This window comes from Hyphomicrobium sp. (assembly GCF_019753045.1).
GTDB lineage: Bacteria > Pseudomonadota > Alphaproteobacteria > Rhizobiales > Hyphomicrobiaceae > Hyphomicrobium_B.
Genome location: NZ_JAIELN010000020.1, coordinates 19,019 through 31,490, shown reverse-complemented (window position 1 = coordinate 31,490; position 12,472 = coordinate 19,019). Strand labels below are relative to the sequence as shown.

General features: G+C 57.6%; 11 protein-coding genes, 1 pseudogene and 1 riboswitch. Of the genes and pseudogenes, 6 read left to right on the top strand and 6 right to left on the bottom strand.

All coding sequences use genetic code 11. The annotated features are described in order from the left end of the window. Window positions 1-24 precede the first annotated feature (24 nt). Together K2Q04_RS19250 and K2Q04_RS22260 are read left to right on the top strand one after the other, a co-directional pair. On the top strand, window positions 25-1,119 hold the full coding sequence (locus K2Q04_RS19250; RefSeq protein ID WP_291166546.1) for a tape measure protein: 1,095 nt from the start codon (window positions 25-27) through the stop codon (window positions 1,117-1,119). 481 nt (window positions 1,120-1,600) lie between these two features. Then, complete coding sequence (locus K2Q04_RS22260; protein ID WP_366935770.1) at window positions 1,601-1,966, top strand: AlpA family phage regulatory protein; 366 nt, start codon at window positions 1,601-1,603, stop codon at window positions 1,964-1,966. An 88-nt stretch (window positions 1,967-2,054) separates the two neighbouring features. Here the strand turns inward: K2Q04_RS22260 and K2Q04_RS19245 are convergent, their stop codons facing one another. From K2Q04_RS19245 to K2Q04_RS19225, 5 genes are all read right to left on the bottom strand, one after another. Then, window positions 2,055-3,332 (bottom strand): hypothetical protein, encoded by a 1,278-nt coding sequence (locus K2Q04_RS19245; protein WP_291166544.1) that lies wholly within the window; start codon window positions 3,330-3,332, stop codon window positions 2,055-2,057. A gap of 100 nt (window positions 3,333-3,432) precedes the next feature. Continuing rightward, window positions 3,433-4,863 (bottom strand): site-specific integrase, encoded by a 1,431-nt coding sequence (locus tag K2Q04_RS19240; protein WP_291166543.1) that lies wholly within the window; start codon window positions 4,861-4,863, stop codon window positions 3,433-3,435. Between the two features lie 330 nt (window positions 4,864-5,193). Then, window positions 5,194-5,499: a hypothetical protein gene (locus K2Q04_RS19235; RefSeq protein WP_291166542.1), complete on the bottom strand. Its 306-nt coding sequence runs from the start codon at window positions 5,497-5,499 to the stop codon at window positions 5,194-5,196. 527 nt (window positions 5,500-6,026) lie between these two features. Then, the gene (locus K2Q04_RS19230) at window positions 6,027-6,230 is read right to left on the bottom strand and encodes a hypothetical protein (protein WP_291166540.1); all 204 of its coding nucleotides are present in this window, start codon (window positions 6,228-6,230) and stop codon (window positions 6,027-6,029) included. 498 nt (window positions 6,231-6,728) lie between these two features. Further along, complete coding sequence (locus tag K2Q04_RS19225; RefSeq protein ID WP_291166538.1) at window positions 6,729-7,202, bottom strand: DUF2726 domain-containing protein; 474 nt, start codon at window positions 7,200-7,202, stop codon at window positions 6,729-6,731. A gap of 418 nt (window positions 7,203-7,620) precedes the next feature. Here K2Q04_RS19225 and K2Q04_RS19220 point away from each other — a divergent pair, with 418 nt between their 5' ends. Both K2Q04_RS19220 and K2Q04_RS19215 read left to right on the top strand, forming a co-directional pair. Continuing rightward, complete coding sequence (locus tag K2Q04_RS19220; RefSeq protein WP_291166537.1) at window positions 7,621-8,064, top strand: DUF2214 family protein; 444 nt, start codon at window positions 7,621-7,623, stop codon at window positions 8,062-8,064. Window positions 8,065-8,296: 232 nt separating this feature from the next. Further along, a complete protein-coding gene (locus K2Q04_RS19215) occupies window positions 8,297-8,599 on the top strand; it encodes a hypothetical protein (RefSeq protein WP_291166536.1) in 303 nt (100 codons plus the stop codon). A 209-nt stretch (window positions 8,600-8,808) separates the two neighbouring features. Here the strand turns inward: K2Q04_RS19215 and K2Q04_RS19210 are convergent, their stop codons facing one another. Further along, window positions 8,809-10,392 (bottom strand): winged helix-turn-helix domain-containing protein, encoded by a 1,584-nt coding sequence (locus K2Q04_RS19210; protein ID WP_291166534.1) that lies wholly within the window; start codon window positions 10,390-10,392, stop codon window positions 8,809-8,811. 213 nt (window positions 10,393-10,605) lie between these two features. Here K2Q04_RS19210 and K2Q04_RS19205 point away from each other — a divergent pair. Both K2Q04_RS19205 and K2Q04_RS19200 read left to right on the top strand, forming a co-directional pair. Further along, window positions 10,606-11,362: pseudogene (locus tag K2Q04_RS19205) on the top strand (SDR family oxidoreductase). Window positions 11,363-11,438: 76 nt separating this feature from the next. Then, window positions 11,439-11,855 (top strand): cupin domain-containing protein, encoded by a 417-nt coding sequence (locus K2Q04_RS19200; protein ID WP_291166532.1) that lies wholly within the window; start codon window positions 11,439-11,441, stop codon window positions 11,853-11,855. A gap of 147 nt (window positions 11,856-12,002) precedes the next feature. Further along, a riboswitch (cobalamin riboswitch) is annotated at window positions 12,003-12,225 on the top strand. Window positions 12,226-12,472 lie beyond the last annotated feature (247 nt).

Here is a 12,472-nt window from a genome sequence, read left to right as displayed (position 1 = left end):
ATTCTGTTCTAAAGCGAGCCGAAGATGAGTGACGCCAGTGCAATAACGATCGCAGCAATTATCGATAGTAGCGGTGCTACAGCCGGCGCACGGGCTTTCAATAACGCGCTCGGATCTATGCGCAGCGGCGTTGCTACGACCGGAAGCATCGTTCGCAGTTTCGCCTCGCAAATCTTTTCGGTTCAAGGCGCACTTGTCGGGCTCGCGGGCGCGTTCAGCTCCAAAGAATTTATTCAGGCCGGCGACACTTTCGCGATGACGAAATCCCGGCTTGCGCTGTTTGCGCAAGAGGGCGTTACTGCGACAAGCATTCTGGACGCCTTGACGGCTGCGGCTCAGCGCTCAAACGCGCCCGTCGGCGCGCTCGCCGATATCTATTCGCGGAACGCCGCGGCGCTCAACAACCTGAAAATTTCGACGTCTGATCAGGTTCGGCTAAACGAAACGCTCTATAAAGCGCTCGTCGTTTCCGGCAACGCTACGCAGAGCGGCAAAGAAGCGCTGATTCAGTTCTCTCAGTCGTTGAATTCGGGCGTGTTTCGCGGCCAAGAATTCAACTCGGTAAACGAGCAAGCGACCGAGATTATTCGTATTCTCTCGCGCGAGACCGGCAAGACGCAGGGCGAACTTCGGAAGCTCGCAAATGACGGCATGCTGACGGCCGAAGTCGCGGTTAGCGGGGTTCTGAACGGCGGCGGTTCAGGCGGCTTCGATATAGGCGGAATGTTCAGCGGCCTATTCGGCGCGGGCGGCGACGTCGGGCTTGGTTCGTGGGCGCCGACTGTCACGGCGTTCGCATCCGGCGGCATCGTCGATAAGCCGACGAACTTCGCGTTCAACGGCGGCATGGGCGTAGCGGGCGAAGACGGTCCGGAAGCGATCATTCCGTTGAGGCGCGGCCCGAACGGCTCGCTGGGTGTAAGTGCGAGCGGAATGGGCGGATCGAACGTCACGAACGTCGCCATCACGATTACCGGCGACGCGACCGAAGCGACGATCGCGAAGATGTATCAAGCCGCCGAACAGATGTTCGCCAAGAACGCGCCGGGCCTCATAAATGACGCGGCCGGCGAAGTCGCTAAGAGATATCGCAACAACAGAAATTATTTGGTGCGGTGATCGGCACGCGAGACTGCCGTAAATCTCAATTACGTTAGCCGACGAGCAATCGCGAATGAGACAATTCGATAGACTTCAAGGTGTCACACGAGCGATTTCAAAATCGCATGCAGTACATTCAAGAACAATTCAGTGCTGGGGATAAGAAGTAAGAGGTAACCCAGCGACGCGAACGCTAAGGCGACCACGAGCCAGCCTCTCCGGCTTATTTTCTGCCGGAAATAATGCTCGATCAACATCGACCGAAGAAGACCTTCGAACTTATTTTTCGCACCAACCCAATGAACACCGTCGCCGGTTTATTGAGCCATTGTTTCCGGACTCCGCCGAAAAGCACCAAAGCCGAGCGGGGGCCCGTAACGTTGCGTTTGGCCGGACGCCAGTAATTCAGACTCTCGAACGGCCACGGACGAAGAGCCAAAAATTACGGTCTACTTAATGGTCTCAGCGGGGCTGTAGGCTTTCGTAGTAGGCGTTCGCAATGAGGCCAGAAAGCTGCTGCTCAAATATCGGCATCCGTCGAAATAGTTTTGTACGTCAACAGACGCTCACGGAACGCATCGATTTGCGCAAACGCAGTTCCGAGCTGAAACTCCGCTCCAGCATCAACCCTGGAGTTCCTCAAATGATACGAACATCCGAATCTTCTGATCGTCCTGTCGCGCCGGCTGTGCGGTTGCTGGGCCTTTCAGCAGTCATGCACATGACTAGCGCATCGCGGGCTTCGATTTATGCTTGGATGCAGGAGGGGTCATTTCCGAGACCAAGGAAGCTTGGAAATCGGCGCGTCGCGTGGCTCGCGAGCGAAGTCGAGGATTGGATCAATGGACTGAAAATCGCCGCCTGAAAAAGAAAGGCCGATCCGGGGTCTAGCCGGTCGGCCTGAAATTCTAATTGGAACCGAGAGTGTTGCTGATCGGGCGGTGGCGCCGTATCTAAAGCGAACTCCAGCCCGGAGGCTTACGATTCGAGTTAGAAACGGGCTGCCGAATGCTTGAGTGATTTCCTTGCGGTAAGTCGAAACGTTGCCGAGTGGGTGCCGGCCATTGAGGGCGCGCTTGCTTTTGAGGCGCATTTTGCGCAGTTTGCGTCTGATGGCCGTCAACCGCCAGACGCCACGGGCTTCCGGGCTGATAGGCGAGCGCACGCATATCACCGTCTAGGCGCACAAAGTCAGTCTCAAAAATGCGCGCAACCGAGCGGACAAGGTCCTGATCAGAAGCGGAAAGAAAATTCGAAACGGATCGATGAACCGGCCGAACCTGCAAAGTTCCCAATACGTCCACATCTTCGAGCGTATCCATTCCTGCACTGAGCAGTCCAAAGGTCGCCGCGACAGCTTCTTTGGCATCTTGCATAATCACAGCCATCGCTATCTTTGCGCCCTCTTTTAGAAGCGGGAGTGATGTACGCGCTAGTGCTAACCGGCTGGAGCATTGCAACCTATCGGCTATTCGAACCCACCGCTCGCGCCACGTCTTCTCGAGTTCTAGCGCATCCGTAGGCGAAAGACGGCCCTCGCGGAGGCGATCTTCGATCTCGCGCAGATGCGTACGCAACGGCGTAAATTCTTTCCGCAATTCAAAAATTTCAAATACGATTTGTTCGAACGTTTTGCTGCGTTGAATGGCGCGCAACGCGATCGGAGGAATCGCAACCTGCGGCAGCGCGGCCATTGCTTGATAGTGGCGCCTGATTTCTGCGGCGATGTCGGAGAGCCGTCGGTATTGAGCCGCTAAATCCCAAACAGTGTTTTCAATGCATGGCCGACGGACCAAGCCAAAGTGTTGGAGCTGGCGCAGCAGTGGCGTGGCCGGAATCCCGAAATGAGCTTCGCCGCCCAACACGCGCCTTGCTTCAAAGGTTGCATCCTCAACAGTTGCCGTTGTTAGCCCTCGTTCAATTGCAGAAATGGTCGCTCGAAGCTGTCGAGGATCACTAGCAAGCTCCGGGATTTTGAACGCCTCGTCGAGCGATACAAAAATGCCCGCATCAAAAAATGGCTTTAACGCTAGAGCCTGGGCTCTCGACAGCCGATCACGTTTACCGACGATAATAATTTGATCGCGAAGAACAACTTGTTCTGCAATCGTGCAGTAATCTGCAAATTCTACAGCGCTAAATCGCGCCGAAAGACTGCAAAGAACCTGTGCCGTTCCTCGCGCGTCTAAAAGGCCGGTATTCGAGCTGAAGCGGTGTTTCAGGGTCCCCATATCGCTCAGTCCTGACGCGGAATCGCGGCGTACCTCTATTGAGGCTTATCACGAGTTTTCCGAGTTTCAAACGGCACGGACCGATGCTGTTATCCATTCATCACGCGAATTCTGCATGGTCGATTGACACGACATTTGCGTCCGCAACGCCCGCAATGATTCGTTCCAATTGCGCGCCCCATTTCCTCAGCGCGTCTCTCTTTTCAGGATCATAGGTATATTGATCGTACACCTTGCCCGTAACCGTGCCGCGGCGGACGCTGATGTGGTTCAGTACAAGCGAGACAGTATGCGGATTGATTCCGAGCTTTGCCATTCCGGTTGCAGCCGTGCGCCGCAAATCGTGAATGCGAAAGTTTCCTATACCGAGCGCTTTGCGTGAGCGTTCGACGGCCTTCGTTGGCGCGTGCGGATCAATCGTCTTCTCGGCATCGGTAGCGCTGGGGAAGAGCCAAGTCTTATTGCCTTCACTTAGCGCCATGGCTGCGCGGATCAGCTTCACTGCCAACGGCGATAGGGGTACGCGGTTCGGCTCGCCGTTCTTTGTCCGCTCGCGCGGAATGATCCAAATGGGCGCCGTATCGTTCAGGTCCAGCTCGGACCTTGCGATGCCGGCGACCTCTCCAATGCGCTGGGCTGTGACGAGCGAAATCTGAATGGCCAATGCGGTCGCGCGAGTCATACGCAGTTCGCGTTCTCCAACCACGCGCTCGCCCGTCGGCGATCCCTTAGGCAATTTTCGGCGTTCGACTGGCGTCGCCTCGAGGGCAGCCCACAGCTTCCGTATTTCATCGACCGTTAGCTCGCGCTCTCGCGCCTTCTCACGTTTGATCGGCGGCGATATGCCGACGGTCGGATCAATTTGAAGAACGTCGCGACCGACGGCCCAACGAAAAATTGTGCGCACAACTTCAAACACACGGTTCGGACGATGCGTCATGCGACGTGGAGCTTTCGTCGCGCCTTTATTGGCGGCGGCAGCGTTTCCGCGGCGCTGGGGTTTCGCAAGGCGCTTCTGCTTCGTTGCCGGTCGCTCTCCCGCGCGCGCATCGTCTTTGGCCCCGACGATGTCCAGAAGCCGAATAATATCCCGCTTCCGAACCTCGACCGCTTTCATTGAGCCGAGCTCGGGATTGATATGCCGAGCAAGCATCGATTGATCGTCGCGAAGGGCGCGCTCCGACTTATTGACTTTGCCGTGCCGCTCGACCCAATCTTCCGCCAGCTCCCTAAACGTAACCGCCTCTTTGCGTGCGCGCTTGCCCGCGGCGGGGTCTTCGCCGCGCGCAATCTCACGCTTTCGGTCTTCCGCCCAATTGCGAGCGTCATCGAGCGAGTATTCGGGGAATGTTCCTAGGGTGATGATCCGTTTGGCGCGATCGCTCTGCCGGCGATATCGAAGCGCCCATGACTTCACGCCCGATTGGCTGAGACGAAGCTCTAGGCCCGATACGGCAGCGTCTCGAAAATCGGTGCGGTGGCCGTTTGCTTTGAGGGTTTCAACGAAGCGGGCTGTGAGCTTGCGGGACATTTCGAACTCGAACTATTAGGGTACCAGCGGGGTACCAAGAAAGCGTGGATTGCGCCAGACTAGGGCGGACGATGCCGGACTGCCATTAACCAGCTAGTAATATGTAAAAGCACGATAAATGTCAGGCCATCATCGCCGAAATATAATATTTGCCGATGAGCGTAAATGGGAGTGTCAACAGGCTCATAACCTGAAGGTCGTTGGTTCAAATCCAGCCCCCGCAACCAGCATCTCAAAACAAATCTTAATCGCGCTCGCTGCTGCTGCGCCCCAAAACCCGGAAGTTGCCCGCCGGGTTTCGAGGTAGCTCGTCGTTACCGTGACCGATGCTTAATACTGCTTCTCACACCAGGAAGACGTGGAAGACTTGCAACCCGTGGGGAAGGCTTTCGCCATTTTTTCCGCCGCAGCCCACTCATCTGTATCGATGCTGTTGTTCACGTCGGTGTCCATCGCCGTAAAGGTCGGCGCCGGATCGAGCTTCAGCTTCGCAACGTTTGCCTCCCACTCTGTGCGGCTGATTGTGCCGTTGCCATCGGTGTCGAGGATTTTGAAATTATCAGCCCAGCCGCCGGCAACGGCGGCCGTTGCCGACAACAGCAGAATAGAAACAAAAGCGCCCCATTTTTGGGCCATGGTGCTGTCTCCCTAACTTCGTTTGTTCGGTTGTCCTTCTGTTGCCAACTGTCGGCTGGTGAACTCCCGAAGCCCTTGCCGGCAACCCCGCTAGCGGCGCTCACTACCGGCGCTCAGGCAATGGCAACCTTGCCAAATACAAGCGTGGTATTTCGGAAGTGTCATAGGGAAAGTCGGAAGACGCTGTTGCCAGGCCGATTTGACCAACGCGCTACTCAGCCCGATGCACGAAGGCCGCGACCAAATCTGATCGCGGCCCCTCGGCCCTAGTGTCTCAAAATGTGGACGATCATGAGCAATTCAATGCTCGCCACAAATCCCAATAGCCAGATCAGCAGAAGTCGAGATCGAGCTTTTCCTTGAGCTGCGCCTCCCGCTCGGAGATTTCTGGCTGCGAGCTTTCGGTCGTCGAGTTGATGTCATCCATGACGTTTGTCCGTGTTGAGCCATACGCTATCGAGTGTCGATCCGAAGACGACACTTGGCGCATGGGCTGCGTTCAAGAGATTGTGGAGGGTTGATCCGGCTCAGCTTAACGGTGGCGCGCGTGGATCATGCGATGTTCGTTCGAGGTAATAATACGCACCGAGCCCGCAAGAGCGCGGGGTGTGGCTTGCGCACGAGCGCTCCGACAGCCGCGCGGTGACTGCAATCGCCAAAGCGGCGGACTTGTTTGAAGCGACGCTCGAGACCAGGGCAGCAGCACAGACTGAGATTTTGATAGTGTTCATTTGCTAACTCCTAAGTGTCGTGCCTTTGCAGGAATTCAGAACATCAAAGATGCGTTCGAACTGCTGCAGAGGAGGAGCACGTCTGTGGGCTCGACGGGGCAGAACTGTGTCTAGCAATTTACAAGACTGATAAGCTCAAACATCAACTTATGCGCGGATGCTTGGAATTCGGGAGATTGCGCGCCGTGCTGCGGCCTATCAAACTTCGTTACGAATTTCGCATTGTCTACGTGGACGAACAGCACTGAAACTCTCGACGTATTCAGGCCGCGCGATTGTGCGGACGACCTTTGAAATAAGCGCCATCACTCGATGGCAGCAGTACGAGCGTCTCAAGGCAATGCGACAGACATCGGTGTGGGTGAGCTTAAGAAAGAAATTCGCACCCCGAACAATAGACGCTAAGGGGATGCACACCGCGCATGCGTTCCGCAGCCAAGCCATTCGGCGCGGATCAATTGGCCATCGGAGTTGTTTCTAGCCGAAGCGTTGTCTTCCTCAATTGAACGCGGCTGCCGGACGTCGCGCGTGACGTCCGAGGATTTGGCGCACTTGCTTCTCGACGTCGGCTTTCTGGAAACGGGCAGGCACTTCGATCAACGCCACACCAGCAGTGCGGAACGCTTCGCGCTTGACTGCGTCGCGCAATAACGCCGTGCCCTGGTAATGCCCGGCGCCCTGGTATTCCACTACCAGCACCGCATGTCCTGCCGAGTTCACGATGACGAAATCGGCGCGTTTGCCGTTTATGGATCTATACGCGAGGTCGCAAGCTGTCTCGCCCCAGAGCTGACGCTTTGGCTTCAGGATTTCTCCGAGGTTCGTCTGTGCCATGACGCGAAAACCGGATTTGAGATCCCGCGCGACAGCTTCAAGCACAAGCAGTACCTGAAACTCGCTCTTGTTCAGCAGTGGCTGCGTCTCGAACTGGACACGAGATACGAACTTCAACTGCTTCCGCGGATCGGCCACGTCGTCGTTTGATATTGAAGGCGGGAAGCCTCGGGAACGTCGTCGCCGTGAGTGTTGGAAAGCGCCGAGAGAAACGAGAATGACAAATAAGACGAACAGCAACCCGAGGCCGACAGGGAGATCAACAAGGGATCGGTCGGCTAAGAGCGTTTCCATGCCTGGTCCTGAGATGGTTTCGAAAAGCGAACCGTATGCACAGGGATATTTATGTTTTCTTGCCGCCAAGTCGCGGAAATCTGCGTAATTCCTCAAGAAACTGTTTCAGGCTAAAGAGCTGTCAGCAATTAACTTGCAGAAGACCAACCTTAGAGCGCATCGACCCATTAACAAGGGTGCCGTACCGTCCGCTTCCGTCTCGCCGTCTCTAAAACCGTCCGCTCTTCTTCGTTCATCGCCGGCGGAAGTTGGGAGAACATCGATGCTTGATCTGTTCCTTGCAATTGCCCACCACATTTTGATCTTCATGCTGTTTGGTGTGCTGTTCGCCGAGCTTCTATTGGCGCAGCCCGGCTTGGATCAGACTGCGGTGGCGCGGATTGCATCAATCGATCTTTGGTACGGCGTCCTCGCTGCACTTATCGTTGCCGTCGGCTTCTCGCGCGCTTTCTTCGCCGCGAAGGGATGGGATTACTACGCGCACAACATGTTTTTTTGGGCGAAGATCGGCACATTTGTTGTCATTGGGTTGTTGTCGGTGCCGCCGACAGTCGCCTACATAAAATGGAGGCGCGTCGGCCGGTCTCCGAACACCGAGGACATCCTAACGGTTCGTCGATTTTTGTGGATCGAACTCGCGCTCTTCCCGCTTCTTCTAATTTTCGCGGCCGCGATGGCTCGAGGTTATGGCGAACTCGCTCCGTAAGTCTGTCGTATGCGGACGCGGTGTTTTTTGCCCTCAGATACATATCTATTTTGCGAGCTGATCGGTGACACGATTGAGCCGAAGCGGGCACTGCGGGCCGCCGGATGGGTGGCAAATGCGGCACGCGTTCCGGTTCCTTTCAGGATAACCGGCTTGCCGCAGGCCGATTCTGTTGTCGCCGGCCACGCGCTCAACTAGCTTCCAGGCTGGGAAAATCATTTCGGAGGGGCAAATGCGTTCTTTCAAACTAGGCTTAGCCGCCACGGCACTGATCTGCGCCCTTTCGGCGTCGGCTCAGGCTGATTGCGTCAAGGTGGGAGCGGTTGGCGAAGCTATGACCCACGATATCGCCGTGCTCTTTTCAACGCACGGTCTTGCAAACATCATCTATGGGCAGGGCCGCGTGGGCAAGGGCCCAGTCCACACGAAATGCGAAGACGGCTCAGGTACAACGACGTGCCACTCCTCGCAGACGGCGTGCAAAGTGACGACACCCAAAACCTGCCTAGGCGCTTGGCTTTGCTTCCCCGCGTGACCCCGTCGCTCCATGCAAATAAAGAATAGCGCGACTTCGGAAGAGGGCTTCGATCCGTTCAGGGACGCTTCGTTCACTGGGTCGGAAGAGGATAGCGGGCCAGCGATGAAGTTCATCGCGTTGGGCCCCTTTTTTTTCGACCCAGAGCGCGCTTGGCGACGTCGCCGAGGTAAAGATGCCGACTTTGCCGAATAAGCGGACATCCGCCGTCATTCGGGAAGGCCTGCTTTTCTCAGGCCATCCGCAAGTATAGCAAAGTCTTCCGGGCGATGGATCGGCAGCCAATCCTTGAGATTGGAGATGCGGAGCGCGGGATCGAGCTGATGCAAATTATCCATAGCTCGCCGGGCTTCGACTTGTCGGCCGGCCAGCGCATGGCTCGCTGCGATAATAGCGATCGCCATCAGAAAGCTCGGCAAATTCCTGTACGCCTTCTCCGACCAGGACGACGCGGCGTCGAAGCGCCCGGCGAAAAGATGCGCCATCGCGATCCCGGCCTGCATCCGATACAACTCCGGGTCGAGGGGGCTCAAACGCATGGCGCGCTCGAAATGCGCGATGGCGCCTTCGGATTCTCCCTGCCAGGCTCTCAGGAATCCGCCGAGGAACCACGCCGAAACGAGGTTCGGATTGAGGACGACAGCCCTGTCGAGCAATGCGATGCCGCTATCCAGGTCGCCTGCGAGATGCGCGAGCGCGTGACCGCCTCGCGTGAGCGCGACGGCATCATCCCGACCCAGCTCGACGGCCCGCTGGGCCAATTGGACGCCGACGGCGCTTTCTTGCGCGCGATCCTTCATCCAGCCGTTGACCTTGCGCCAGAAGATACACCACGCCCCCATTCCGTAGGCAGATGCAAAACCTGGATCGAGATCGACCGCCCGATGGAAAAGAGGCAGAGCCGCATCGACGGCCTCCCTGTCCCCTCGGTGCAAGTGCGCCAGCCCGCGCAGATAGCAGTCATAGGCGTTGAGGCTCGCCGTCGGTTTCCGCTTGGCACGCTCAATCTCTGCCAGCTCCATCTGCGGTGCAATCGCGCCGACGACGCTCGCAGCGATTTGGTCTTGCAGCTCGAAGATGTCGTCAAGGGTGCCCTCGAACCGCTCGGCCCAGATGTGAGCGCCCGTACGCGCGTCGATTAGCTGGCCCGTGATGCGCACGCGGTCCGCCGCTTTGCGCAGGCTGCCTTCCAGGACATAAGCGACGCCAAGTTCTAGCCCGACCTGTTTCACGTCCACAGCCCGGCCCCTGTAGGTGAAGCTCGAGTTGCGCGCGATGACGAGCAACCAGCGAATGCGCGACAAGTCTGTGATGATGTCCTCAACCACGCCGTCGGCGAAATAGTCCTGCTCGGGATCGCCGCTCAGGTTCTGGAACGGAAGGACGGCGATGGAGGGTTTGTCGGGAAGGGCTAGGGCCGCCTCAGGAATCTCACGCGATGCGATGAGGTCGCTCTTCGGGGAGCCGACGTCATCCGACGTTCGTGTCGTCCTGACATCGCCGACGAAGCGGAATCCCTTGCGCGGAATCGTTCGGAGCAGGTTTTGCTCCTCGCCGCTATCGCCGATCGCCTTGCGCACCGCGTTGATGTGACTGGTGAGTGTCGACTCGGAGACGATCCGTCCACCCCAGACCGCATCCAGCAGCCCGTCCTTGCTGACGACGCGCTCGCGGTTTTGCACCAGATAGGCCAGCAGGTCGAAGACTTGCGGTCCGATGGCAACTGCTTCGGATCCCCGGGTGAGCTCCCGCGTATCGAGGTCGAGCACGCAGTCTTTGAATATAAATCGCATGTCGGCGCTCCGAGGTCGGTGCGCAGCACGTCGATCTGGGCAAGCCCTTGATAGCACAGTGGTCATCTCCGAGCCCTCGTCATGCGGTTGGACGAAAAAGCAAGGTAAACCCAATGACAATTCAAGGTCGCTGCAAGGCTTTTTGGCCGGCTCGCAGGCAATCTCCTCTCATACAAACGAGCCGTTGCGGGCAACGAGAAGGAGAGCGGATTAATGAAGATTGTCGTTATTGGTGGCAGCGGCCTTATCGGAAGGAACCTGGTCGGGCGGCTGCATCGAAAGGGCCATGTAGTCGTTGCAGCTTCGCCAGCTTCGGGCGTCAACACAATCACGCGCGAGGGGTTGGCCGAAGCGCTTTCAGGCGCTCAGGTCGTCGTCGACGTCGCGAATTCACCGTCCTTCGAGGACAAGGCGGTTCTGGAGTTCTTTGAGAAATCCGGCCGTAACCTGCTGGCCGCCGAAGCCGCAGCCGGGGTCGGGCATCATGTTGCACTCTCGGTCGTCGGCGCCGGTCGCAATCCGCGACAGCGGCTACCTTCGCGCCAAGTCAGCCCAGGAGAACCTCATCAAGGCGTCCAAGATTCCGTACACGATCCTGCAATCGACACAGTTCTTCGAGTTCGTCGGCGCCATCGTTCAATCTGCCGTAGACGGCGATGCGATACGCCTGTCGCCTGCGCTTCTGCAGCCCGTGGCGTCCGATGATGTCGCAGCCGCGCTGGCCGATATTGCGGTCAGCCCGCCGGTGAATGGCACCGTAGAGATCGGTGGCCCAGAGAAGATTCCCCTCGATGCGATCGGCCGCCAATATCTGGCCGCCAAGGATGACAAGCGTCAGGTGATCGCTGATGCCAGGGCCCGCTACTTCGGCACCGAGCTCAACGACAAATCGCTCACTCCGAGTGACCGCCCTAGCTTGGGGTCCATTCGCTTCGAGGACTGGCTGAGCCGCTCGTCGGCCCACGCCTAGTCGCCACGGGAGAACTCATTCCCGGCTCCGCACGATTTGCCGATTGGGCATCACGAACTCAGAAAAGGAGAAGCACATGACGAAGACCGCACTGCTGCTTGCGGCCGCTGCAGTTTTGTTCGCGACGAGCGTCGCCGCGCAGGAGACGATCGCTCCGGGAGCGAAGGTATCCGTCGTTTTTGACCAGGCGTTGCCGAATGTCCCTGGCAAGAGCATGCGCGTCGTGCTCGTCGAGTACGACCCCGGCGCCGGATCGCACTCACATCGTCACCCGTCCTCGGCCTTCATTTATGCGCGCGTGTTGGAAGGAGCAATCCGCAGCAAAGTGAACGACGAGCCCGAGCATACATATCAGGCTGGCGAGAGTTGGATGGAGAAGCCGGGCGATCATCACCAAGTGAGCCACAATGCGAGTGATACGCAGCCGGCCAAACTTCTCGCCGTCTTCGTGGTCGACACGAGCGACCGCAAGATCGTCATTCCCGACAAGTGAGTGTCGCCGTAGGGCCGTGGTGGTCCGGTCGATTGCCTGGCGATGTCGAGCGCTAACTTAAGCCTGGCTAAAACGAGATCCGACGAATTGGTTTCATCGGCAGTCGTCCATCGCGACGATTTCTTTTGACTGAAGCGCAAACAATATGCAGATTACGAGTGTGACGGTGCTTTCGTTGGCCTACGCCAACGCGAGCTAAGAGGGAACACGGTGAGATGGAAACATCGATGCCGTGGCTGCGCCCGCAACTGTAAGCGGCAAGTCCTCTCCACGAAGCCACTGACATTCCCCTCTTTGGGAATTTGGGAAGGCAGGAGATGGGACGTTCGAGCCGCGAGCCAGGAGACCTGCCGCCACAAGTCGTCCATCCTCGGTGCGGGCCGCACTTAGGAACGGTAACCCCGGAGTGGCGACTGATGTGCAACCGATCGGGAGCAACGTCAGGGCTGGCGCGGGACATGAACATCTAGATAGCAAACATACGTTTGAGCAGGCCTTTATTGGTCAAGCATAATCGCGTTTTCGCCACCGGCGAGAGCGCGAGCGTACGTCGTGCTGTTTTTCGCCATATCTGCCGAAGTTCCCGTCATTAAGTCTGATGACGGGGGAACTATGTC

Bases quoted from the DNA above. Each gene is read 5' to 3' on its own strand.
- K2Q04_RS19210 (WP_291166534.1), bottom strand. From the start codon at position 10,392: ATGCGATTTATATTCAAAGACTGCGTGCTCGACCTCGATACGCGGGAG.
- K2Q04_RS22260 (WP_366935770.1), top strand. From the start codon at position 1,601: ATGAGGCCAGAAAGCTGCTGCTCAAATATCGGCATCCGTCGAAATAGT.
- K2Q04_RS19215 (WP_291166536.1), top strand. From the start codon at position 8,297: ATGCGTTCTTTCAAACTAGGCTTAGCCGCCACGGCACTGATCTGCGCC.
- K2Q04_RS19245 (WP_291166544.1), bottom strand. From the start codon at position 3,332: ATGGGGACCCTGAAACACCGCTTCAGCTCGAATACCGGCCTTTTAGAC.
- K2Q04_RS19200 (WP_291166532.1), top strand. From the start codon at position 11,439: ATGACGAAGACCGCACTGCTGCTTGCGGCCGCTGCAGTTTTGTTCGCG.
- K2Q04_RS19220 (WP_291166537.1), top strand. From the start codon at position 7,621: ATGCTTGATCTGTTCCTTGCAATTGCCCACCACATTTTGATCTTCATG.
- K2Q04_RS19230 (WP_291166540.1), bottom strand. From the start codon at position 6,230: ATGAACACTATCAAAATCTCAGTCTGTGCTGCTGCCCTGGTCTCGAGC.
- K2Q04_RS19235 (WP_291166542.1), bottom strand. From the start codon at position 5,499: ATGGCCCAAAAATGGGGCGCTTTTGTTTCTATTCTGCTGTTGTCGGCA.
- K2Q04_RS19240 (WP_291166543.1), bottom strand. From the start codon at position 4,863: ATGTCCCGCAAGCTCACAGCCCGCTTCGTTGAAACCCTCAAAGCAAAC.
- K2Q04_RS19250 (WP_291166546.1), top strand. From the start codon at position 25: ATGAGTGACGCCAGTGCAATAACGATCGCAGCAATTATCGATAGTAGC.